Raw genomic sequence first — 23,366 nt, forward strand, 5'->3', positions numbered from 1 at the left:
CTGCTCACGCTCCAACTCCCGGACACGGGCGCGGTGGTCTTTGTCCAGTTGCTTGAGTCGGTTCTTGTAACCTGTTGATTTATATGGTGCCCAGGGGCGGAATCGAACCACCGACACGAGGATTTTCAATCGTTCTTGTGATTTATTTTTAACTTAATATTCAGTTAGTTAGCTCGCCTGCCACACCCCAAACCATGTCACAATATGCGATAAAAGCGGTTCAATTCGGTTCAACTTGGTACAAATTTGTCACAGCTCTTCCCGAGTCCATCAGGAGACAGATCGCAACCAATACCCTCCACTCTTTCAGTAATTGGATCTGTTTTCACTGGATATCGATGGAGTTCCGTTATCGGATAAAGACAACCGGCGTCTCTCCCCTGTCTGGTTCCACTGCAAACAGTCTAGCCAGACCAGTGAAGACAGAGGGGGACGGCAAGCTTGCGACCCTGAAAGGAGCCACGCCCGGGCAGCCGACCTAGCCCGAGCCCGGTGAACCTATTGACCGACGCCTACACAACACTGTATTAATAACTAATATTGAGCTGTGTGATGGGAGGCGTCATGTCGAGAAATACCTCGGTCACCCTGGGTGAGCATTTCGATACATTTGTTGCCAGCAAGATCAGGGAAGGCCGTTTTCAGTCGGTAAGCGAAGCCGTAAGGGCTGGACTGCGCCGACTAGAAGAGGACGAACTCAAGTTGGAGGCCCTGCGTGCCCGACTCCAGGCGGGCGAGGACAGCCCCTTGGCCGTAAATTTCGATTTCGAGACCTTTCTGTCCGAACTGCACGACCAGCACAAGGGCTAATGGCAAGCTATCAACTGCGTGAGCTAGCCAGGGCCGATCTGGCAGCTATCTGGCGCTATACCGCCAAACACTGGGGACAACGGCAAGCGGATTGCTACCTCAGGGATTTACATCACGCCTGCGTCGAGCTTGCCGACAACCCCTACCTGGGAAGAACACGCGATGAAGTGAAATGCGGTTATCGAAGCCTTCCGCAGGGCCGTCATGTCATTTTCTACCTCATCACGGCATCTGGCGTAGAGATCATCGGCTTTCCCCATCAAAGTGAAGACGTGATCGGGCATTTCGAGACGGACCTGCCCTAACCCCCCGGCTTTACCCGAGGAGCCAATAAGGGCCGGCCTGACTGTCGTTCAAACCGGGCGCTCTGCAACCGCCAAGGTGCCGAGCTCAGGGTTGCTCAATCGTCCTTGTGATTTGTTTTTAACTTAATATTTAGTTAGTTGGATCGCCTGCCACATCCCAAAACGTGTCAACAAAATGCGGTAAATGCGGTTCAATTCAGTTCAACTTGGTACAAATTTGTCACAGCCCTACCCGGTCTCAACGAAAAGCGAATTGGCCATACCAGTCCCTCGCCCAGCTATCCAGCACACCGGACAATGGCCTTCATTCACGAGATGGAGAGTTCGCGTGTTAACTCGGGATGTTTGATGATCAAGCGCAGTAGACAAGTCACTGCACCCGGCGGGGTGAAACGACCCTGCTCCCAATCACGCAAGGTGGCCACGGGTGTGGCGATCCGTTCGGCAAATGCCGATTGTGTCAGTCCCGTCTTCTCTCGCGCCTGACGCACCAGCATCTGTTCCGGCGTGGTAATGCGACCCGCACGCGCCTGCGCTTCCTTTAGTGCCTGACGAAGATCGGGCAACACCTCACCGGCATCCGCCTCAATGGCTTTGGCGACTAAATCGACATCGAATTGATTTCCCATCTCACGTCACCTTTCTGATTTCCGCTGGACTCATCGTGCTTTGCTTGCCCTTGGCGTAGAGCGCCACCAACAGCACAATACCGTCTTCGGTCAAGTTGAAGTAAATCACACGAACACCGCCGGATTTTCCTGTACCCGAGCGAGACCATCGCACCTTGCGCGCTCCCTCAGCCCCGGGAATGACATCGCCAGCTGTAGGATTGGCCGCAATCCATTCGATAAATTCCAAGCGTTCATTCTCCGTCCAGATCTTTTCTGCTTGCTTCTGGAATGTCGGGGTTTCAATGACGGTGCGCATAAGGAGATTATACGGGAATCCCGTAATTTCTCGCAATTTTTGTTAAACTCCGGACAATACCGACCGGGGCCATCCAGAATTGCCATTGCTCGGGCACCCAGCGGGTCTTTCGCCTGCCATGCGGCGATAAGAATATTGGCATCAAGATAGGTGCGTTTAGTCATCCCCCAGGCCACCCCGGCGATGGCGTACTTCGAGGTCTAGTTCGTCCGGAGATAACAACCGCCCACAGTTTGCCACGTAGGCCCGGCGTAACTGTGTCAAGCGATGCCCCAATGGCGTGCGCGGCGGTGTGTTGGAGGCATCCACATCCTCGCTGATTTGTTCTATATGAATTCGGATACGAGCATTGACAGGCAACTCGTCCGGTAATTGGAGAGTATGGTCTGGAGTGACCCGAGTTTCCATTGTCAGGGCAGTCATCGTTTTCTCCAGCTGATTAGCGGTGACGCGAGTCTAGAGACTTTCCTTAGAACGCTGAACCTATGAAATGCCACCACCCTAGACTGGCCAGGCATTCTACTCCCTCACAGCAGTCTAGATGAATTTCCGGACGCAAGCCATGTGGCCGGTTTGCGAGGGTCTGGCGGGCCAGTTGCGCATAGCAGTCTCGACGTGACAGGATATAACCGTCCAGAAATCCTCCCTACCAATCGGACTCACCCCTTGACGCAGACGACCTGCTTCAGGGTATGCACCACCTCCACCAGGTCGGCCTGGTTGGCCATGACCTGGTCGATGTCCTTGTAGGCCCCCGGGATCTCGTCGAGTACGCCCTTGTCCTTGCGACATACCACGCCCTGGGTCTGGCGTTCCAGGTCGGCCGGGCTGAACTGCTTCTCGGCCTGGGTGCGCGACATCTTGCGACCGGCACCGTGGGAACAGGAGCAGAAGCTCTCCGGGTTGCCCCTGCCACGCACGATGTAGGAGCGTGTACCCATACTGCCGGGGATGATGCCGAGGTCGCCCTCCCGGGCACGGATCGCGCCCTTGCGGGTGACCCAGACGTTGGCGCTGTAGTGGTGCTCCTTCTCGACGTAGTTGTGGTGGCAGTTGATCGCTTCCTTGGTGATCTGGAACGGCTTGAGATGCCGGCGCAGCGCGGCCAGCACCAGTTCCAGCATGCACTGGCGGTTCTGGTAGGCATAGCGTTGCGCCCAGTCCACCGCTTCGATGTAATCATCGAAATGATCGCTGCCCTCGGCAAAGTAGGCCAGGTTCTGGTCCGGCAGCTGGATGAACCAGCGTTCCATGTCCTTCTTCGCCAGCTTGATGAAGTAGTCGGCAATGGCGTTGCCGATGCCCCGACTGCCGGAGTGAAGCATGATCCAGACCTGGTCGGCCTCGTCCAGGCAGACCTCGATGAAGTGGTTGCCACCCCCCAGGGTGCCCATCTGGTTGACCCATTTCGATTGCTTGCCAAAGGACTTGAGCAGATCGGGATGGCGCTGGGTCATGCCGTCCAGTTGCCGGGCGAAGGGCCGCGCCGCGTCGCCGAGGGCGCGGTCGTCGGCATGCTGGGCCCGGCCCAGGGGCACGTCCCGGCTGATCTGGTCGAACACCCGCTTGAGATTCTTCTCGTCGAGATCCTTGGCGTGCAGGGTCAGGCGCGTGGCGATCATGCCGCAGCCGATATCGACGCCGACGGCAGCCGGGATGATGGCCTTGTCGGTGGCGATCACCGAGCCAATGGTGGCACCGATGCCCAGGTGCACGTCCGGCATCGCCGCGACGTGGTGGTGAATGAACGGCAGGCTGGCGATGTTGGCCAGCTGTTCCCGGCTTTTCTCATCCACCTCGTCGGTCCAGATCTTGACCGGCTTGGCGCTTTGGCTGATGACTTGTTTGATCGGCACGGTCTAGTCCTCCTCGAATTCGGTAATCGCGTGGCGAAAGATGCGGTTGAGCGATTCATCAACCGCGCTGCCCGTCAGGGTCGGGCGGCCCTGTCCGGTGAAGCGGTCGTCCTGCTCGTCCAGTTCGGCGCGGATGAAACGGTCGATGGCGGGAATCGCTTCACCCCTACCCAGTTCGACGCTCTGGCGTTTTTGCTCCAGTAGCGCCTGGATGCTGGGGAGCAGGCTGTCGGGCGCGACGGCATCCACCAGCGCCTGGAATTCCGTCGGCGGTGGCGTGCCGGTCTGCTGGATGTAGCGGATCGCCAGCAGGGGCCGCAGGACGTAGAAGTATTTCTTCAGGCGCACCTGCTGGCCGAACAGGTAGTCCCGGGCGTTGCCGCGCGCCATGTGGCTGTAGTGGTAACAGAGCGCGGTGGCGTTGCAGACCGTCGGCGCCAGTTGCCGCAGGGTTTCAGCGGTCAGGCCCTGCTCCCGGTAGCGGATCGGGCTGTTCAACCACTCCAGCAGGGCGCCATTGGTGCGCGCGAACAGGTAGAGGGCCTTGCGCAGGTCCCAGCCGTTGCAATCGATGGCATCGACAATGGGCAACTCGATGACGTCGCGCTTGCGCTCGATGTTGTAGGCCAGGTACCAGTCTCGCCGCTGCACGTAGATGAAGCGCACGTCGTAGTCCGAGTCCGGCGAGGCGAACCCCCAGGCCCGGGAGCCGGACTCGCAGGCATAGAGAATCCGAACGTCCCGCTCGCGTTCGATGGCGGTCAACCGCTGCTGGATGGTGTCGTCGATGTTCATGGCATGCGCCTCAATCGTGCTTTCAGGAAGGCCATCTGGTCGGCGAGGATGGCCCGGTTGCCGAGGATCAGGTGCTCCGCGTAACAGGGCACATAAGGGACGGCCAGGAGCTCGGTGCCCCATTCCCTCGGCGTTCGGGCGCCCTTGCGCTGGTTGCAGCTGCGGCAGGCGCTGACCACGTTGGCCCAGCTGTCGCTGCCGCCCCGACTCTTCGGCAGGACGTGGTCGCGGGTCAGGGCACTGGCCGCAAAGCGTCCGCCGCAATAGAGGCAGAGGTGGCGGTCACGCCGGAACAAGGCCGGGTTGGTCAGCGGAGGTTCGTAGTGTTTCGACCAGAGGTGGGGTTTTACCTTGCCCCGGGTAAGCAGGATCGAGGCCACTGCAATCCGAGACCGCCGCCCCGTGCGGGCATTGATGCCACCCTGGAAGACACGGACCGTCTCGCCGAGGCCGGCCAGCACGCGCTCTGCGGCCACCAGCTGAATGGCCGATTCCGGGTCCAGCCAGACGCTGGGGTTCCCCGCGCAATCCAGGGCAAGAAAATGCATGTCATCCTCCTGGGTACTCGTGTCGATGCGATGCCGGCGGTACGGATCAGCGACCATGATCCCGCATCCCCATGACGGTTTTTCAATTTTGGAGTGGACGGTGAGATTCGAACTCACGAAAACCCGGGTTGCAGCCGGGTGCTTTGGACCCCTCAGCCACGTCCACGTTGTTGGTAGCGGGAGGCAGAATCGAACTGCCGTTGGCAATGGGATATGAGCCCATGCTGGAAACCAACATCCTTCCCGCGTTATTGGCACGCCCACGAGGACTCGAACCTCGATTCGCCCGGTTCGAAGCCGGGTGCCTTATCCCGTTTGGCCATGGACGTATATGGTGGACAGGGGTGGAATCGAACCACCGACGCTGCGCGCTTCAAGCGCACGCTCTCGGCAACTGCTCCTGCGTTGCTCTACCTTCTGCATCCATGCGGTCGTACCAACTGAGCTACCCGTCCCGTTTGTTTACTTACCCGTATTCACCGGCAAGTCGGATCCTGGTCTACACCCAGAAGTCCGCTTGCCAAGCCATTGGTCGGGGCAGCAGGATTCGAACCTGCGACCCTCCGCTCCCAAAGCGGATGCGCTACCCGACTGCGCCATGCCCCGAATGTTGGGTCGCCTGAGATTACAGCGACCCGCATCACAGCCTTGATCGGATTATCCCCAGGGGACCAACCCCGGGGTTCCCGCGTATCCACCCGGGCCTGCCGAGGCAGCACCAGAGTCCTGTGACATGACGGCCTTTTTTGACAGGTGGCAGTTCCTGCATGGGCTCGCCCTACTCGATGCTTGGTTTACCGTCTGCCCCGCCAGACAACAAAGGTTTGCCGCCACCGTGCAACGCCACATCGAAGTGCCTCGGCTTGGGGCCTCGGACACGCCTGAATTTCACCCGTGGATGATCCAGGCTTACGCCATTTTCGGACGATCCTGGGACACGTCTTTCCGTTGTGGGCCGGAGTTCAGCCGGCGTGGTTTTCAGGACCACTGCGCCCAACGCGCGACACAACCTGCCAAGATGTGCGTGCCCCGGTGGCTTCGCGGTCGTTTGAACCGCGAAATACCACACACCTTCTGTCTTTCCCCTGCCGGGTACTCGACGGTTCGTCAGGATGCCGTGCCCGCGGGCCCTTTACCCCTGGAACTGCACCCGGCCCTTGCGTGCAAGGCTCGGACTCTGAGTGCTACCCCTTATCCCTCGTGGCTGGCGAGTCGGTATGGCGGTGGTTCGGCACCACCCGAACACTGGCCGACACCGGTTCCCTCGCGTGAGGCCGGTAAGCCGGCTGCAACCGCCGCTCGCGTCACCCTTAACTCCAGCCAAACTGAAGTCCCGCTGCCGCGGGGGGACGAGGCTTGCCTGGATTGACCCGGATATCCGGGCGGGAGCGCGCAGGCTTACCCCCTTTCGGGATGTCACCACCCCTTATCGGCGCCAGGCCGCATATCCAAGATTCTTGGTACAATCGGATTCGCTCGCGAATGGCCGACATGCGCTTATCCAATGACCCGTTGTTTGCTCGGTTGCGCCCCCTTGGGTCAAGAGGGTCATCGGCCACACCCATAGCTAACCGGTGCCGATCCCGGGATTTACAGACGCCCAAAACGCAAAAACCCCGGTCGTGCATTCAGGGCACCACCGGGGTTTTGATTCCGCGGGAGGTGCCTGGTCGTTTCAGGTAACCTCCCGCCAATCGTTGGCTAGTGAGGGTTACCGCATACCGATTCCAGTCCGGTTGGCTGGGCGAAATTTACCTAGGGGACGGCCAAAGTCGGCAAAGGCTGATATCGCGCTGCCCCAATTCCCTTCCCCGGTACAACCACCACGGGATGCCGTCAGGCGGAGAACGCCTGAACGCAGGGGCAAATTGTGGTGGTGTGGTAACGAAGACATGGTTCTCTCTATTCAGTTGTATTCGGTAGTGGATGACCCACGGGCCATCGATCATGGGGCACATGATAGCCATCGATGGGCGAATTGCAAGCCCTTATTCCAAAAAAATTGGAATTTGGTACACTTTGCCCATGACCAAGCCCCCTAGCCGCAAACCGTCACCCGCCCGCAACCCCCACTACGTCAAGATCGGCCAACGCATTCGCCAGGCCCGCCTGATGGCCAAGGAATCGAACAGCCGCGCCTTGAGCGAACGTCTGGGCTGGAGCGGCGGACGCATCAACAATTTCGAGACCGGCACCTCCACCCCGGGCATCGAGGAGACCCTGCAACTGTGCGCGGTGCTCGGCGTGGAACCCTGCTGGTTGACCTATGGGGTGGGCGCGCCCCGTGCCGCCGATCGCCAGGCCGTTCGTCATCGCAACCTGGTGGCCCTGCTCGACCAGGCCGAGCAGGCGGCTCGGCTACCGGAACTGCTGGAGCATATCGGCTTGAGCCCACAGCAAGCGGAGAAACACCGCGCCAATGCGTTCAAGCCGATTCCGGATAGCCTGGCGCGGCGCTGCGAAGCCCACTTAAAGCAGCCCAAGGGGTGGTTTGACCGATCCCGATCCAGACCGAGCCTGGACGCTACGGGCGATGAGGAGAGCGAATGGTTTTCCCTTTACGCCAGCCTGTCGGCTAACGATCGGCGCAGACTGCTGGCCATTGCACGACTGGTATTCGACGAAGGGAACGCCTTATAGCACCTCCCAAAGTGGCTTTTGGTGGAAGTATGTCGGGCAAAACGCAAAGTGAATTTTATTCACTTATTTATCGATAACTTATCCTGTCGCCCGTTGCACTTTTTGCCCAACAATGGCCTACTCTGCACCACTGATCCACGCAAATTTCCCGCGAGAATTAGTGCCTTGAACAGCGAAAGCCAAAGCCAGTACTATCTGGATCGTTTCATACCAGAAAGCCTAAAAAGCTTAACGACCGGAATCTGCGGCATCTACGGCGAAAATTAACCTGGCAACTTGGCTGAACCTTGTGCTGCGCTAGTGAGAACCAGAAGCCGTGATGCTAAACGTCAACACGCAGAAATTTAATTCCGTTGATCCAGTTGCGCCAGAAGTGGACCCCAGAAATTGGACAGCCCGATAAGTGCCCCCCCTAGCACGCCGGCGGGCCCGAGCCAGTATTAATGGATAGCTTCTAGGTGGTAATCGATCAAGCGGGACCTGACACCTACCGCCTAGACTTGGCCGTCCTGTCAGCCCAACTCCACGTAAAACGGAGCGCGCACCGACCGGGCTTCGCCTATCTGTTTGCGCGCGATCAATCGCGCAATAATCTCTCCAAGCTCCTTCAGAAATGCCACATCAGAAGGCTGGTAACTGGTGGCCGAATCGCCAATACGCACCTGAGCGACACTTTCGCCTTTGGCTAAGGTCAGAAGGGCAGTGGTAATATCCGACCTTGCAGTGTTCAGGTCATCAAGGTTGAGATGCGAAAGTAGTGCGTCCATGCCCGAGAGCATGGACAATATTCAGTGCCATAATTACCAAAGATTGGCACTCTGTTTTTCTTCATGCACGGGACAACGGCCCGTCCTTGTCCGCGGCAACTCACGTCCATTAACCCATCTTTGACATCTTAAACAATATAGTCTTTATATTCAGTTGGTTACAGGGGCATAATTTGCTGAGTGGCACTACATTTTTTAATTTTGTGGCTTTGGTTAAAAAATACTCATTAAATTCAGTTCGTTAAATGTTTTTCTCTGGTGCAACAGAAAGGCTGCCATATACACTCTTGCCTGTCAATAGCGTTTATTATTTTATGGCACTACATGGACGAATCGACAAATCGACTCATTTAAAATCAAACGGTTATACATTATTTTGGCCGTTTTTTGGCAAAAGCGGGGGGTTAAGGTGTCAAACATGGGTTAATACTGGAGTTTTTTTGTCAGTTCCTAATTCCAGGGCGTTATATTTCCATGATTCCCTATAAAAACTCACTGGATTTTCAGACGTGCAAGGTATGGCCCACTCCAAAAAGCTCCTGATAGCTCTTCTCGTCTTATTTCTGGCTGAACCATATGCAGCACAAGCAGCCCCCCCTCAGTTGCTTGGCGAGACCAACTGGAGAAGATTGCACGATGAGGCGGGCAGACTGCACAAAGAGGGCCGATATGCAGAGGCTGTGGAAGCGGGGAGGAAGGCTCTGCATCTTGCTGAGGCCAATCCAGATTTAAACAACTTGGACCTAGCCACCATATCATATGAGATTGCCCAGTCCCTTCTGGAATTAAGTTTGTACACTGAAGCCGAGACCCTGAGCAAAAGCACTTTGGCCATCAGAGAAAAAGTTCTGGCTCCTAGCCACCCCGATGTGGCATCCAGTCTGAACACGCTGGCCAGAATTTATATTAGGCAAGCTCGCCTCTCCGATGCCGAGCCACTGTACAAAAGGTCCCTGGCAATCCGGGAAAAATCTCTGGGCTTAGGGCATCCCGATACAGCCAGCAGCTTTCACAACCTAGCCAGACTCTATCAACGCCAAGGCCGCTACGCCGAGGCCGAGTCGTTGTACCAGCGATCTCTGGCGATCAAGGAAAAGGCGCTGGGGCCCAAGCACCCAGATGTGGCCATTGTACTCAGCAGCTTGGCCGTACTCTATCTAGTCCAGGGCCGACACGCCGAAGCCGAAGAACTGATCAACCGCTCCCTAGCGATCCGAGAAAAGGTTCTGGGTAGCGAGCATCCTTATGTTGCTACCAGCCTCAACAACCTGGCCGGGTTATACGCCGAGCAGGGCCGCTTCGCCGAAGCCGAGCCACTGCAAAAGCGATCCCTGGCAATCTCGAAAAAGGCCCTGGGCTCCGAACATCCCGATGTGGCCACCAACCTCAGCAATCTGGCCGGCCTCTATGTCGACCAAGGCCGTTACACCGAGGCCGAGCCGCTACATCAACGATCTTTGGCTATCAGAGAAAAGGTCCTTGGTACCGAGCATCCTGACGTTGCTGCCAGCCTCAACAACCTAGCCGGGTTATACGCCGTGCAGGGCCGTTACGCAGAGGCAGAAGCCCTATACCAGCGAGCTCTTGGGATCTATGAAAAGGCGTTGGCCCCCGAGCATCCCCATGTGGCCCCCAGCCTCAACAATTTGGCTGGGCTCTATGTCGACCAGGGTCGTTACGCCGAGGTCGAGTCACTTTACCAGCGATCTTTGGTTATCAGAGAGAAGGTCTTGGGCCCAGAACATCCCGATGTGGCCGCCAGCCTCAACAATCTAGCCGATCTTTACGTCCGTCTGGGTCGCTATGCCGAAGCCAAACCGTTGTACCAGAGGTCTTTGGCAATCATAGAAAAGGCCTTGGGTCCAGAGCATCCCGATGTGGCCGCCAGCCTCAACAATCTAGCTTATCTTTACGTCCGTCTGGGTCGCTATGCCGAAGCCAAACCGTTGTACCAGAGGTCTTTGGCAATCATAGAAAAGGCCTTGGGTCCAGAGCATCCCGGTGTAGCCTCCAGCCTCATTAGCCTAGCCATGCTCTATCGCCACCAAAGCCGCTACGCCGAGGCAGAATCTTTGTGCAACCAAGCTTTGGCGATCCGCGAAAAGACCCTGGGCCCTGAGCATCCGGGTCTAGCCAACAGTCTCAACAACTTGGCATTGATATATCATGACCAGGGCCGCCACGCCGAAGCTGAACCCCTATACCAGCAATCTCTGGCAATTTCGGAACAGGCCCTAGGTCCGGAGCACCCCGACATAGCTATCAGCCTCAACAACCTGGCCGGGCTTTATCATAACCAAGCCCGCTACACTGAGGCCGAGCCGCTGCATCAACGATCTTTGGCTATCAGAGAGAAGGTCTTGGGCCCAGAACATCCCGATGTGGCCAACAGCCTCAACAATCTGGCTGGCCTCTATGTTAACCAAGGCCGTTACGCCGAAGCCGAGCCACTACTCCAACAATCCCTTGCGATCAGTGAACATGCCCTGGGCCCAGAGCACCCCAAAGTCGCCACCGGCCTTGATAATTTAGCCTGGCTATACAACGACCAACAAAAAACCGCCGAAGAACTGCCCCTGCGCCGCCGTGTACTGGCCATTGATGCTGAGCGCCTGCGCCAAGGGCTGACCGGCAAACAGGACGGCACTCAGAATCGTAATCATGCACTGGGGTACCTGCCCTTGCTGGCCAATATGGAGACGCTCCAGGTACAGGATCAGACCGATGCCCTTACCGCCATGCAATTGGCGCGTCGTTCCGCTACCACCGAGGTTTATCAGTTCCTGGCCCAACGTCTGGCAGTCGGAGGCCAAGGTGAACTGGCTGAACGGGTACGCCAACGCCAGGACCTGCTGGGGCAGTTACGGGCCGCTGAGAAACGACTGCTGGATTCGTTCGGATTGAAGGAGGATCAGCAACCTGCCAAGCAGCGCGAACGCATCCGCGCCAGGATCGAAGACCTGCAGCAGCGTGAACGGGCGGTCAGAGAAGGGTTGCAAAGGGACTTTCCCGCCTACACCGAATTCGAGGGCAGTCAGATCGTTGAGCTTGATGCTTTGCAAAGCCTGCTCAAGCCCAATGAGGCTGCACTGGCCTGGGTTCTCGGCGCGGAGGAGAGTTTCCTGCTGGTGGTGCGGAAGGACAGGGATCTGGTGCTCCATGCCCTGCCGGTCGGTCAGGAGCCGTTCGGACAGAGGGTCCAACAGATTCACCAGGCCCTGGACCTGGCAAACCCGGAGCACGAGGGTGAGTTAGGCGCTTTCCCTGCGGGTCTGTCCTTTGCCTTGTTCCAGCAATTGTTTGGCCAGGGATGGCAACAGGAGCTGGAAGGCATTGATCACCTCTTGCTGGTGCCTGAAGGCCCGCTGACCCGGTTGCCTTTTGCCACGCTGCTCACCGAAAAACCCGATCATGAGGATTTTCCAGCAGACAGCCCAAGCTACCGGAACGCCCCATGGCTGGCCCGCCGTTTCAGTCTGAGCGTACTACCGTCCCTGTCGGCGATTGTCGCTTTGCGCAGTCAGGAATTCACCACCCCGGCAGATCAACCCTTCCTCGGTGTCGGTGACCCCTTGCTTGAGGGTCATCCGGCCACGACCCTTGAGGTTCAGCTGGCCGGAGCAGCCCCCTCGCCAATCCTGTACCGCAACGCCGGTACCCTGAAGCAGATGCAACAGCAACTGGACCCGGTTGCCGACTTGCGCACAACGCGCCTGCGTTTGTTAAAAAAACTGCGTAACTATTCAGAGGCGCTTCAATAAAGTGCCCGTCAGAGCCAAGCCATAACTCTCCGAACCAAAAAATCACCTACATTTGCCCTTGACAGCATAGGAAGGCCCATCTATGCTGTGTTCCATCCTCTGTTTGAGAATGGGCTGTTCTCATGAGCAACTACTTTGGTTCCAAAGCGACTTCAGGTCTGTGTCAACCGATCATTGCCCTGATGCCGCCCCACGACACCTATATCGAGACCCATCTTGGCGGTGGCACCATCATGCAGCGCAAGCCACCGGCGCTGCGCAATATTGCCATCGATCTCGATCCGGCCGCACTGGCCCACTTTGAGTGTGACTATCCGATCGAGAAGGTCTGTGGCTGCGCCCATCAGTTTCTCCGCTCGTTCGACTTTCAGGGTCGGGAACTGATTTATTGCGATCCCCCTTATTTGCACCACACCCGCCGTTCCAAACGCCGTTATCGTTTCGAGTACGAGGAAAGTGATCATGTGCAATTGCTGGAACTGCTCAAGCAATTGCCTTGTGCGGTGATCCTCTCCGGCTATCCCTCGGCGCTCTACGACGATCTGCTGGGAGAGTGGCGTACCTTGGAACTGCAGGTGATGAATCAGGCCGGGGTCAGAACCGAGAAGCTGTGGTTCAACTTCACCCCGGACCGGGTGCACTGGCCGAGCTTTGCGGGGCGCAACTTCACGCACCGCCAGAGCATCAAACGCAAGGCACACAGTTGGGGCGACGCTATCAGGCCATGCCTCCTGCCGAACGGCTGGCGGTACTGTCCTCGATCATGGCGGTGGAAGCCGGCGAAGTGTTCGAGTAGCCCGGCCCATGATAATCGACAACATCCCGGTCGAGCAGACCCTCGAGTCGGTCAGACGGCAGCTCGACGAGGAGAAAAACCTCTCACCGGCGCTGCGTGCATCGCTGGAGCTGTTGCTGACCCTGACCACGTTGCTGTTGAACCGACTGGGTCTCAATAGCCGCAACAGCTCCAAGCCCCCGTCCACTGACCCCAATCGCAAGAAGGCGGGGAAAAACGGCAACAACAATACCCCCGGTGCCCAGAAAGGCCATACGGGCCACCACCTGGAACTGGTCGATGATCCGGACCATGTCGAGTGGCTCCCGGTGGATCGTGCCACGCTTCCCACCGATGGCATCTTCCGGTGTATCGGCTATGAGCGCCGCCAGGTGTTCGATATCCACATTTCCCGGGTGGTCACGGAATATCGGGCCGAGATCCTGGCCGATGCACGGGAGCAACGCGTGGTCGCTCCCTTCCCGGATCATGTCAAGGTCAAGACCCAGTACGCCGCCGGGGTCAAAATCCACTCGGTTTACATGTCGCTGTTCCAACTGCTGCCCTACCAGCGCATCGAGGAGCACTTTGCCGATCAGTTCGGCCTTCCCTTGAGTGCCGGCAGCCTCTACAACTTCAACAAGGAGGTTTACGAAATGCTGGCCCCGTTTGAGGACTGGGCAAAGCGCGAGCTGTCGCGGGCGCTCCTGTTGCATGCCGACGAGACCGGGATCAACATCGGCGGAAAACGCAAATGGCTGCATGTGCTATGCAGTGCCACCCTGACCCTGCTGATGCCCCATGACAAACGCGGTGGCGAGGCCATAGCGGCGATGGGGGTCCTTCCCGGGTACACCCGCACCCTGGTACACGACCACTGGAAGCCCTACTACCAGCTTCTTTGTTACCACGCGTTGTGCAACGCTCACCACCTGCGGGAGCTGGAGCGCGCCTGGGAGCAGGATCAACAGCAGTGGGCCAAACAGGTGCAGGAACTGCTGCTGGAGATCAACAAAGCTGTCGATGAGGCGGGCGGTGTGTTGAACAGCACGCAGGCCGAGGCCTTCCGGGAACGATACCGACAACTGCTCAAAGCGGGACAGATCGAGTGTCCACCACCGGATGAGTCTCAGCGGAAATCGGGACAGCGGGGCCGGCTGAAACGATCCAAATCCCGAAACCTGCTGGAACGGTTGATTCAGTTCGAGGCCGATGTCCTGCGCTTCATGGTGGAGCTGGACGTGCCCTTTACCAACAATCAGGGAGAACGGGATCTGCGCATGAGCAAAGTTCAGCAGAAGATCTCCGGCTGTTTCCGTTCAGAGCTTGGGGCAAGAATCTTTGCACGCATCCGCAGCTATCTGTCCACCTGCCAGAAAAATGGGGTATCTTCCGAACAGGCATTGCGGCTCCTCTACGAGGGGCGGTGGCCCGATTTCATGGGGATGCCCCCTGAATAGTTACAAAACTGCCCGCCATACCCGACACGGCCGATGAGTTGATGGCCATTGCCGAGGTGCTTGGCACGGACCGGCATCAGGCACTGCTGCTGCGGGAGAAGGCGACGGAAACCGAGCTTAAACGGCGGCAACTGGCTCAGTACAACATCCTGAGCTTTGCCACGCACGGCGTCCTGGCCGGGGAACTGGGCAAGGGCATCGAGCCGGGACTGATTCTGTCTCCGCCCAAGCAAGCCACGGAAGAAGACGATGGCTTCCTCAGCCTCAGCGAGATTGCACAGCTCAAGCTGAATGCCGACTGGGTGGTGTTGTCTGCCTGCAATACGGCAGGGAGCGAGGGCGATGAGGGTATGGCGTCCGAGGGTTTTACGGGTCTGGCCAAGTCCTTCATCTATGCGGGCGCCAAAGCCTTGCTGGTCTCCCATTGGTCGGTCAGCTCTGCTGCCACGGTGGAGTTGATGAGCACCATGTTCCGGAGCTTCAAGGAGCAGCAACTCCCAAGAGCTGAGGCGCACCGGCAGGCCATGCTGGCCATGATCGACTCCGGGGACCCGTTGCTGAGCCATCCCTCACTATGGGCGCCCTTTGTGGTGGTGGGGGATGGCGGATGAAACCAAATTGGAGTAAGTATTTGCTGTGATTTGATGGCAGTCAATGCTTGCACTTCTCAACAGACAAGGGATGTCAGTCAGCACGAAATAATGGGGTTGCGTGTAAACACAATCATTACAGCAAATCAACAGTTGACGATAGAATTTTATATTTACCACTCAATGCCGTAAAAATTTTCAAATATACCGATAGATCACGATGAACATTCCAGAAGTTACGAATTACGGCAATGGCAATGCTGAATCCTTTGAGAGTTATTTATCTCGATGGCCAAAAGAATACAGTAACATTCCAGAGTGCTTGATAAAGAACTGGATTCATAGGCACTGGGCTGACTTCAAATCAAAATGGATTACCGAAGGCGCACTTACTTGGAAATACGAATTAATCAACTTCAGTAACGAAACGCTTATGGATATAGGGGTCCCAGATAATTTGAGGGCGTGTATAGACCATTGGGGTTCTGAACTATTCACCAAAACACAACGAAGGGAAACGTGGCTAGCAGCAAGAATGCTTGAATGTGGAACTACACCCGCCCCTATATTGGTATTTAGGAATAAAGGGCGACTGCCAAGCCTAATAAAATATGCTGCCAATGGAAGATCATCCGCCTTTTTTTTAATTGAGGGACATCTACGTACAGCGTATCTGTGGGAAATGATAAGACACCAACACGAGCATCTTAAAGATCAACATCAAGTCTGGGTAGCGGAAGATGATCTTTCTCAGCCAAGTGATGGTGCTAGGGTCGCGCCTTGACAATTTATGTCAGATGTAAGCTTACTCAACGTTTGGTAAGAAATGATCTATTCGTCCCTAAATAGCGAGAGCGGAGTTAAAAATTTGTGATTATTGCCTCGCCTCCAGATCAATGGTACGAGAATCATTTTGTGCTTACCTTCAATAACCCGCAGCCTTTGAATATTCAGCGGTACTTAATTCATTATAGTGGATCTCATAAGGCGACATGCTTAAAGCACGACATTTAGTAAAACGTAGCTGGGCAATCTTGCTAGCTCTAACTCTTTGCATTTGCTGGACTATGACCCTGCATGCAAAGGAGTCAGAATACTCGCCAGACAAGGCCGAGTGGCGGCAACTGTACGATGAGGCGAGTAGATACTATACATCCGGGGATTATGCTCAAGCGGTTCAATTAGGGACTGAAGCTCTTGTGCAGGCTGAGACCCACTTAGGGACTAACCATCCATCTGTAGCCACAATTCTAAATGGTTTAGCTGAAGCGTATTTTGCACAAGAATTAGACGCCGAAGCAGAACCTTATTTAACTCGAGCACTCAAGATTAGAAAGGAAAAACTGGATTCTGAGCATGAGGACTTGGCTACCAGCCTCAACAACCTGGGCACCCTATATACAGCACAAGGTCGATTCGCCGAAGCTGAACCTCTATACCTGCACGCGCTAACAATCAGGGAAAAAAATCTAGAACTAGAACATCCTGATGTAGCGCAAACTCTAACTAACCTAGCCATAGTTTATGACGCTCAGAACCTCCATACCAAGGCCGAGCCGCTGTATCAGCGATCGCTGGGGATTAGAGAAAAGACCTTGGGTCCCGAGCATCTTGATGTAGCAACCAGCCTCAACAGCCTAGCTATACTATATCATAACAAAGGCCGCCACACCGAAGCTGAACCTCTTTACCTTAGATCTCTATTAATCAGGGAAAAGAGCCTAGGAATCAATCATCCTGATGTAGCGCAAACTCTAACTAACCTAGCCATAGTTTATGACGCTCAGAACCTCCATGCCAAGGCCGAGCCGCTGTATCAGCGATCGCTGGCGATTAGAGAAAAGACCTTGGGTCCCGAACATCTTGATGTAGCAACCAGCCTCAACAGCCTAGCTATACTATATCATAACCAAGGCCGCTACGCGGAGGCCGAGCCGCTTCTACAGCGATCTTTGGAAATCCTTGAAAAGGCCGGAGCCGAACATCACGATGTGGCCAACAGCCTCAACAATCTGGCTCTCCTCTATCGCGCCCAAGGCCGCTACGTAGAGGCTGAGCCGCTGCATCAGCGATCTTTGGCTATCGGAGAGAAGGTCTTGGGCCCAGAACATCCCGATATGGCCACCAGCCTCAGCAATCTGGCTGAGCTCTATGCCGACCAAGGCCGCTACGCCGAGGCCGAGCCGCTGCATCAGCGATCTTTGGCTATCGCAGAGAAGGTCTTGGGCCCAGAACATCCCGATGTGGCCACCAGCCTCAACAATCTGGCTGGCCTCTATGGCGTCCAAGGCCGCTACGTAGAGGCTGAGCCGCTGCATCAGCGATCTTTGGCTATCGGAGAGAAGGTCTTGGGCCCAGAACATCCTGATGTGGCCAACAGCCTCAACAATCTAGCTGTGCTCTATGCCGACCAAGGCCGCTACGCCGAAGCCGAACTGCTGTACAGGCGCTCCTTGGTAATTAGAGAAAAAATGCTTAGCCCAGAGCATCCCGATGTAGCTCACAGCATCAATAACTTAGCTGTTCTTTACAGTAAGCAGGGTCGTTATGCCGAGGCTGAGCCACTGCTCCGGCAATCTCTATCGATTAATGAAAAAGTCCTGGGCCCAGAGCACCCCGATGTAGCCACTGGCCTCAATAACCTAGCCGAACTGTTTCGACTCCAGAGCCGTTACACGGAAGCGGAACCGCTATTATCTAGATCCAAACAGATCACAGAAAAAGTGCTGGGGCCCCAGCATCCCGATATGACTCTTAGGCTCGTAAATCTGGCCAAGCTTCATCGAGACCTGGGCCAATTTGACAAAGCCGAACCTCTCTATCAGAGCGCAATGGCAATTGCAGAAAAGACCTTAGGTCCTGCGCATCCAAGTATTGCACGAATCTTAGCCCACTTGGGGGATCTATATAACGACCAGAAGAATACTTCTAGTGAGTTATTCCTACGCCGCCGGGCATTATCCATAGACGCCCAGCACCAACGCAAGGAAATGGCTGGCAAACATGTCGGGATCAAAGTCCGCGAAAACGCTTTGCACCTCCTCACCTTACTTGCGAACCTGAAGATCCTGCAAGTCAAAGATGAACCCGATGCCCTCGCCGCAATGCAACTGGCACACCGTTCTAATAATGTCGGGGTTTTCCAGTTACTGGCTCAACGTCTGGCAGTCGGAGGCCAAGGTGAACTGGCTGAACGGGTACGCCAACGCCAGGACCTGCTGGGGCAGTTAAAGGTCGCGGAGAAACGACTGCTGGATTCGTTCGGATTGAAGGAGGATCAGCAACCTGCCAAGCAGCGCGAACGCATCCGCGCCAGGATCGAAGACCTGCAGCAGCGTGAACGGGCGGTCAGAGAAGGGTTGCAAAGGGACTTTCCCGCCTACACCGAATTCGAGGGCAGTCAGATCGTTGAGCTCGATGCTTTGCAAAGCCTGCTCAAGCCCAATGAGGCCGCATTGGCCTGGGTTCTCGGCGCGGAGAAGAGTTTCCTGCTGGTGGTGCGAAAGGACAGGGATCTGGTGCTCCATGCCCTACCGGTCGGTCCGGAGCCGGTCGGACAGAGGGTCCAACAGATTCACCAGGCTCTGGACCTGGCAAACCCGGAGCACGAGGGTGAGTTAGGCGCTTTCCCTGCGGGTCTGTCCTTTGCCTTGTTCCAGCAATTGTTTGGCCAGGGATGGCAACAGGAGCTGGAAGGCATTGATCACCTCTTGCTGGTGCCTGAAGGCCCGCTGACCCGGTTGCCTTTTGCCACGCTGCTCACCGAAAAACCCGATCATGAGGATTTTCCAGCAGACAGCCCAAGCTACCGGAACGCCCCATGGCTGGCCCGCCGTTTCAGTCTGAGCGTACTGCCGTCCCTGTCGGCGATTGTCGCTTTGCGCAGTCAGGAATTCACCACCCCGGCAGATCAACCCTTCCTCGGTGTCGGTGACCCCTTGCTTGAGGGTCATCCGGCCACGACCCTTGAGGTTCAGCTGGCCGGAGCAGCCCCCTCGCCAATCCTGTACCGCAACGCCGGTACCCTGAAGCAGATGCAACAGCAACTGGACCCGGTTGCCGACTTGCGCACAACGCGCCTGCGTTTGTTAAAAAAACTGCCCGCCATACCCGACACGGCCGATGAGTTGATGGCCATTGCCGAGGTGCTTGGCACGGACCGGCATCAGGCACTGCTGCTGCGGGAGAAGGCGACGGAAACCGAGCTTAAACGGCGGCAACTGGCTCAGTACAACATCCTGAGCTTTGCCACGCACGGCGTCCTGGCCGGGGAACTGGGCAAGGGCATCGAGCCGGGACTGATTCTGTCTCCGCCCAAGCAAGCCACGGAAGAAGACGATGGCTTCCTCAGCCTCAGCGAGATTGCCCAGCTCAAGCTGAATGCCGACTGGGTGGTGTTGTCCGCCTGCAATACGGCAGGGAGCGAGGGCGATGAGGGTATGGCGTCCGAGGGTTTTACGGGTCTGGCCAAGTCCTTCATCTATGCGGGCGCCAAAGCCTTGCTGGTCTCGCATTGGTCGGTCAGTTCTGCTGCCACGGTGGAGTTGATGAGCACCATGTTCCGGAGCTTCAAGGAGCAGCAACTCCCAAGAGCTGAGGCGCACCGGCAGGCCATGCTGGCCATGATCGATTCCGGGGACCCGCTGCTGAGCCATCCCTCGCTATGGGCGCCCTTTGTGGTGGTGGGGGATGGGGGATGAGGCGGGCTGAATATATCTGACCAACGATCCTGAATTGATCGCTGTAAGGTAGCGCATTACTATCACCGCAAGCCAAACAGGCCGCCAGGCGAGCTGGAAAAGGTTTTGCTGAGTGAGAAATGCAGGACAGTTGATAACGGAGATCTACGGAGATCGCTGGAGTGCGATCTTTGCCAACTATTGCCGTGAAAAATTCAGCCATCTGACTGACCCATTTCAGTTGATGGAAGACGCTCGCCAGCTGGTGGCCCTCTCCCTCGAACGCAAGCATCAAACAGACAGCGAAGCCCAGTTATCCGATGGCTATGTAATGATGGCCTTTCGTAATGCCGTAACAGATTTGAACCGTCAATTGAGCGGCAGAGCTGAACCGCGAGCCTGGCTCAAGGCCTTTGGGCGCCTGGGCCAAGTACTTTTCGATCTTTACTGCCTCGCCAAAAAAGGCCGAACAGAGATTCTGGCGGAGTTGTCTTCGGATATAGAACTGGCCACATCCAAAATTGATGTTTCCCGGGCAGGCGCGTTACTGGATGAAATGGATCAGCGTCAAGAATGTGCCGGCAAAGGGCGGGTCAACCAGTCAATCCATGATGATGAAGGAACGGTGGTGGATATTCCTTCTCATAAGACCCCTGAACAGGAACTGATGGAAATCCAGCGTGCTGGGCTCCAGGCATATCTGTTCAGACAAGAATCTCAGGTGGACTTGGAGGTTATCAGCCATTTTGTTGCACGAATCGAGTCTCTGAGAGAGCAACTGCGTGATCGGCTAGAACTGGATGACGAACAATCTTTCATCTTACACGCCACGCTTTCTGGAGAGCTGACCGAACAGGAGATTGGACGGCAACTGGGTGGACTGAGTGTTCGCCAGGTTCGTTACCGGCGACAGCAAGCCTTGGATCGCATGCGAATGCTACTGGAAAAGGCTGGAATAGGCATGGACGAAATAATTTATGAGGAAAGTGTGCATTTTTCTGGTCATTTTCCTGATTCGGCGCCGTTAACTGACATGACTAACGACTGATACCAGAATGAGCGATTCGGAAATACCTCAGCATTCAAGGGAGCTCGGCATTGCGTGGCTGCTATCACGAGAGCGTCCCTCGGATCAGGCTCCTACAATTGATCTGGAAACTCTGGACCAATTTCGCACTGGCCTACTGGATGAAAATCGTTCAAGAGAGGTACGTAAACAGGTTGCCAATGATCCCCGCCTGCTGCAGATGCTTGAAGAATTGATCGCGGCCGATGAGCTTGTGGCCCAACTGGATACTCAGGGCGCCAATGCCCCAAAAGCATTGACCGCAGTCCAAAGCTGGTGGGAAAAGGCCTCTGAAGCCCTTACGAATTTCCTAAGCCCCTCCTGGTCCGGTGGACTGGCTGCAGCAGCGACGCTAGTGATATTAGTGGTAATGCTGGCACCCATGATGCAGTCGCCTTCGCTGGACAGTCAGCTTGACGACTATTATGCCGATTTGAAATCCACTGCCAGCGATGTGCATTGGCCATGGCGCCCGAGAATCATCCTTCGCGGTGGTTCGGTAGAAACTGGAACGCCCTCGACAACGAAGCAGGCCTTTATGTACGGGGTGAGTCAAGGGCTGAAGAAGTTACAGGCATCGGGCCGCTTGATCCCGGGAAGCGCCGGAAGACTTCCCGAAGAAGCGCCACTCTGCCTTTCTGTCGATGTCTCGTGCGAGCGGGAAATAAGCCTTGCAACAAGCACCGGAAAATGGGCATTGGCCTCATTTTTGGCATGCCAAAGTCCAGCATCGTCTATTGATGCTACAGGCCAAGCAGTATTCACCACACTCTCGGATCAATGGGCGGCGCTTTCCCCTTCTACCGATTTAGGAGCCCTCATTAACACTTACAGCCTCAAAGGCCCTGGGTGCAAGGATGTGGAGGAGCTTCTTCGTTGGGGCGGTAAGAATTGATCGAGCCTGCTTCGTGGGCCCTGAATTAGATCATATCTCGACAGCAGGCATCTTCAAACAACCATTGTCGTCAAGCTCAATGGATGTATTTTTGGCCCAATCTGCTGTGTCTTCATAGACATACAGGGTGTAGTAGAACCCCCATCCGTCATCACTTTCTGGCAATTGTGCAGCCAGCATAAGCATTATCAGCAATAGGTTCATCGCATACTCCTCATGGACACTATTGAATCTAACGTCTTGGCCGAGCCAGACTGACAACTTCATTTCCTCTCTCATCTCCTCGAAAAAATTTCAGAATTTTTTTGTCATTGCAGAAAACCCTGCCGTTCATTGACTTGAGCAGGGCGAACCTAGTCTGCTCGGAAAGTAACTTACTGAGGATATAGAAATGCATATTTCCAAGCACGCACAAGTCAGAATGCAGCAGCGGGCCATTTCAACCAGGACCCTAAATATATTGAACCAGTATGGACGTAAGGTTCACGATGGCCACAAAGGGATCATCGTGTTTCTGGATAAAAAGGCAAAAGATCGCATCCGCATGGATCTGCCGAAGCAAGAGTACCTTAAAATCGAACGCAAACTAGATGTCTATTGTGTTGAATCTGATGGTCAAATTATCACGGTCGGCCATCGTTATAAGCCAGTTCATCACTAAACCAAGGAGATAACGATGAGCGACACAACCTGGAAAGAAATCAAAGAAGTCATGAACCACAACAAAGGCATAGGCCATGGAAAGGACCGCGAACCCTTCATTTCCAACCATTCAGGATATGACTACGAAGGAAGCGAGAATTTTGAGCATGACGATAATGGCGCCATCATGAATTATTCTGGCGTAATGGATGATGTCTACAACAGCATTGCCGAACACGAAGACTGGGAAGATGGATATGACTATTAAAAACCTAATAGCAGAGAGCGCAGACATGAACACAAATAACATTGATGCAGAAGATTGGTTATCTTCTATGAAGTCCCAAATCAACCGCAACCTTACGGATATCGAAAACCGTGATGATCTCAGTGCTGATGAAAAGGCCGAGCGCGTAATCCACATCATCGCCGGAGCATGTGCAGGGGTTGCCGTACAGCCTATTCCTTTTGCAGACATTTTTCTTCTCACGCCGATACAAATGTACCTTGCCGAACGGTTGGCCGCTGTGCGCGGCATTCCTCTATCAGAGAGTTCTATCAAGGAAATTGTTCTGGAGCTGGCCAAGGTTGTCGGCCTCGGGATGCTTGCCCAACAGGCGGCTCTGGGCTTGTACAAGATTGGATTGCCCGGGCTTGCCGGCTTTACCACCATCCCACTGGTGTACGGCCTCACCTATGCGATTGGTCGAGTTCTCGATTACATGATCCAGGAGCGAGCCAAAGGACGAAAACTCAACAGCCAAACAATCAAGCAAGCGTGGGAGTCAGCCAAGACCGAGGGTAAGCGCAAAGGGAAGGGATACCGTCAGGCCGACATGGAGAAATGAAT

General features: G+C 55.6%; 20 protein-coding genes, 5 tRNA genes and 1 pseudogene. 14 read left to right on the forward strand and 12 right to left on the reverse strand.

The window, feature by feature from the left end:
- The first annotated feature begins 564 nt into the window (after positions 1–564).
- A complete protein-coding gene (locus tag D5125_02720) occupies positions 565–810 on the forward strand; it encodes a type II toxin-antitoxin system ParD family antitoxin (protein ID QFY88483.1) in 246 nt (81 codons plus the stop codon).
- The gene (locus D5125_02725; GenBank protein ID QFY88484.1) at positions 810–1,115 is read left to right on the forward strand and encodes a type II toxin-antitoxin system RelE/ParE family toxin; all 306 of its coding nucleotides are present in this window, start codon (positions 810–812) and stop codon (positions 1,113–1,115) included. The genes D5125_02720 and D5125_02725 overlap by 1 nt, the downstream gene beginning before the upstream one ends.
- A 308-nt stretch (positions 1,116–1,423) precedes the next feature.
- Here D5125_02725 and D5125_02730 read toward each other — a convergent pair whose 3' ends face one another.
- From D5125_02730 to D5125_02770, 10 genes are all read right to left on the reverse strand, one after another.
- Positions 1,424–1,744 (reverse strand): helix-turn-helix domain-containing protein, encoded by a 321-nt coding sequence (locus D5125_02730; GenBank protein QFY88485.1) that lies wholly within the window; start codon positions 1,742–1,744, stop codon positions 1,424–1,426.
- 1 nt (position 1,745) lies between these two features.
- On the reverse strand, positions 1,746–2,042 hold the full coding sequence (locus tag D5125_02735; GenBank protein QFY88486.1) for a DNA-binding protein: 297 nt from the start codon (positions 2,040–2,042) through the stop codon (positions 1,746–1,748).
- A gap of 659 nt (positions 2,043–2,701) precedes the next feature.
- A complete protein-coding gene (locus D5125_02740; GenBank protein ID QFY88487.1) occupies positions 2,702–3,898 on the reverse strand; it encodes an RtcB family protein in 1,197 nt (398 codons plus the stop codon).
- 3 nt (positions 3,899–3,901) lie between these two features.
- On the reverse strand, positions 3,902–4,693 hold the full coding sequence (locus D5125_02745; GenBank protein QFY88488.1) for a nucleotidyltransferase domain-containing protein: 792 nt from the start codon (positions 4,691–4,693) through the stop codon (positions 3,902–3,904).
- The gene (locus D5125_02750) at positions 4,690–5,241 is read right to left on the reverse strand and encodes an HNH endonuclease (GenBank protein ID QFY88489.1); all 552 of its coding nucleotides are present in this window, start codon (positions 5,239–5,241) and stop codon (positions 4,690–4,692) included. Before D5125_02750 ends, D5125_02745 begins: the two co-directional genes overlap by 4 nt.
- Before the next feature lie 89 nt (positions 5,242–5,330).
- A tRNA-Cys gene (locus D5125_02755) sits at positions 5,331–5,407 on the reverse strand.
- A gap of 5 nt (positions 5,408–5,412) precedes the next feature.
- Positions 5,413–5,489, reverse strand: a tRNA-OTHER gene (locus tag D5125_17275).
- A gap of 4 nt (positions 5,490–5,493) precedes the next feature.
- A tRNA-Arg gene (locus tag D5125_02760) sits at positions 5,494–5,570 on the reverse strand.
- 3 nt (positions 5,571–5,573) lie between these two features.
- Positions 5,574–5,696, reverse strand: a tRNA-Phe gene (locus D5125_17280).
- Between the two features lie 74 nt (positions 5,697–5,770).
- Positions 5,771–5,847, reverse strand: a tRNA-Pro gene (locus D5125_02770).
- A gap of 1,419 nt (positions 5,848–7,266) precedes the next feature.
- Here D5125_02770 and D5125_02775 point away from each other — a divergent pair.
- On the forward strand, positions 7,267–7,881 hold the full coding sequence (locus tag D5125_02775) for a helix-turn-helix transcriptional regulator (GenBank protein ID QFY88490.2): 615 nt from the start codon (positions 7,267–7,269) through the stop codon (positions 7,879–7,881).
- Between the two features lie 512 nt (positions 7,882–8,393).
- On the opposite strand, the gene D5125_02780 is transcribed toward D5125_02775, so the two are convergent.
- The gene (locus tag D5125_02780; GenBank protein ID QFY88491.2) at positions 8,394–8,648 is read right to left on the reverse strand and encodes a hypothetical protein; all 255 of its coding nucleotides are present in this window, start codon (positions 8,646–8,648) and stop codon (positions 8,394–8,396) included.
- Between the two features lie 518 nt (positions 8,649–9,166).
- Between D5125_02780 and D5125_02785 the strand changes: the two genes are divergently transcribed.
- The 8 genes and pseudogenes from D5125_02785 (at position 9,167) to D5125_17290 (ending at position 21,874) form a co-directional block, all read left to right on the forward strand.
- Positions 9,167–12,409: a tetratricopeptide repeat protein gene (locus D5125_02785; protein QFY88492.1), complete on the forward strand. Its 3,243-nt coding sequence runs from the start codon at positions 9,167–9,169 to the stop codon at positions 12,407–12,409.
- Between the two features lie 122 nt (positions 12,410–12,531).
- Positions 12,532–13,205 (forward strand): annotated as a pseudogene (locus D5125_02790) (DNA adenine methylase).
- Positions 13,206–13,213: 8 nt separating this feature from the next.
- Entirely contained in the window at positions 13,214–14,644 is a 1,431-nt protein-coding gene (locus D5125_02795; GenBank protein QFY88493.1) for an IS66 family transposase, read from the forward strand.
- A gap of 41 nt (positions 14,645–14,685) precedes the next feature.
- Positions 14,686–15,255 (forward strand): CHAT domain-containing protein, encoded by a 570-nt coding sequence (locus D5125_02800; GenBank protein QFY88494.1) that lies wholly within the window; start codon positions 14,686–14,688, stop codon positions 15,253–15,255.
- 199 nt (positions 15,256–15,454) lie between these two features.
- Complete coding sequence (locus tag D5125_17285) at positions 15,455–16,018, forward strand: hypothetical protein (GenBank protein ID QPB72194.1); 564 nt, start codon at positions 15,455–15,457, stop codon at positions 16,016–16,018.
- 283 nt (positions 16,019–16,301) lie between these two features.
- On the forward strand, positions 16,302–19,934 hold the full coding sequence (locus tag D5125_02805; GenBank protein ID QFY88495.2) for a CHAT domain-containing protein: 3,633 nt from the start codon (positions 16,302–16,304) through the stop codon (positions 19,932–19,934).
- Positions 19,935–20,046: 112 nt separating this feature from the next.
- The gene (locus tag D5125_02810) at positions 20,047–20,961 is read left to right on the forward strand and encodes a hypothetical protein (GenBank protein ID QFY88496.2); all 915 of its coding nucleotides are present in this window, start codon (positions 20,047–20,049) and stop codon (positions 20,959–20,961) included.
- A 7-nt stretch (positions 20,962–20,968) separates the two neighbouring features.
- Complete coding sequence (locus D5125_17290) at positions 20,969–21,874, forward strand: hypothetical protein (protein ID QPB72195.1); 906 nt, start codon at positions 20,969–20,971, stop codon at positions 21,872–21,874.
- Between the two features lie 30 nt (positions 21,875–21,904).
- On the opposite strand, the gene D5125_02815 is transcribed toward D5125_17290, so the two are convergent.
- Positions 21,905–22,078 carry a hypothetical protein gene (locus D5125_02815; GenBank protein ID QFY88497.2) on the reverse strand — a complete coding sequence of 58 codons (174 nt, stop codon included), beginning with the start codon at positions 22,076–22,078 and terminating at the stop codon, positions 21,905–21,907.
- Between the two features lie 187 nt (positions 22,079–22,265).
- Between D5125_02815 and D5125_02820 the strand changes: the two genes are divergently transcribed.
- Genes D5125_02820 through D5125_02830 form a run of 3 tightly spaced genes read left to right on the forward strand, consistent with a single transcriptional unit; the run spans position 22,266 to position 23,364 of the window.
- Positions 22,266–22,535 carry a hypothetical protein gene (locus tag D5125_02820; protein ID QFY88498.1) on the forward strand — a complete coding sequence of 90 codons (270 nt, stop codon included), beginning with the start codon at positions 22,266–22,268 and terminating at the stop codon, positions 22,533–22,535.
- Between the two features lie 15 nt (positions 22,536–22,550).
- Positions 22,551–22,784 (forward strand): hypothetical protein, encoded by a 234-nt coding sequence (locus tag D5125_02825; GenBank protein QFY88499.1) that lies wholly within the window; start codon positions 22,551–22,553, stop codon positions 22,782–22,784.
- Between the two features lie 25 nt (positions 22,785–22,809).
- Positions 22,810–23,364: a DUF697 domain-containing protein gene (locus D5125_02830; GenBank protein QFY91037.1), complete on the forward strand. Its 555-nt coding sequence runs from the start codon at positions 22,810–22,812 to the stop codon at positions 23,362–23,364.
- Positions 23,365–23,366 lie beyond the last annotated feature (2 nt).

The sequence above is a fragment of the gamma proteobacterium SS-5 genome (assembly GCA_009497875.2).
Taxonomy (GTDB): Bacteria; Pseudomonadota; Gammaproteobacteria; order Chromatiales; family Chromatiaceae; genus Magnetovirga; species Magnetovirga frankeli.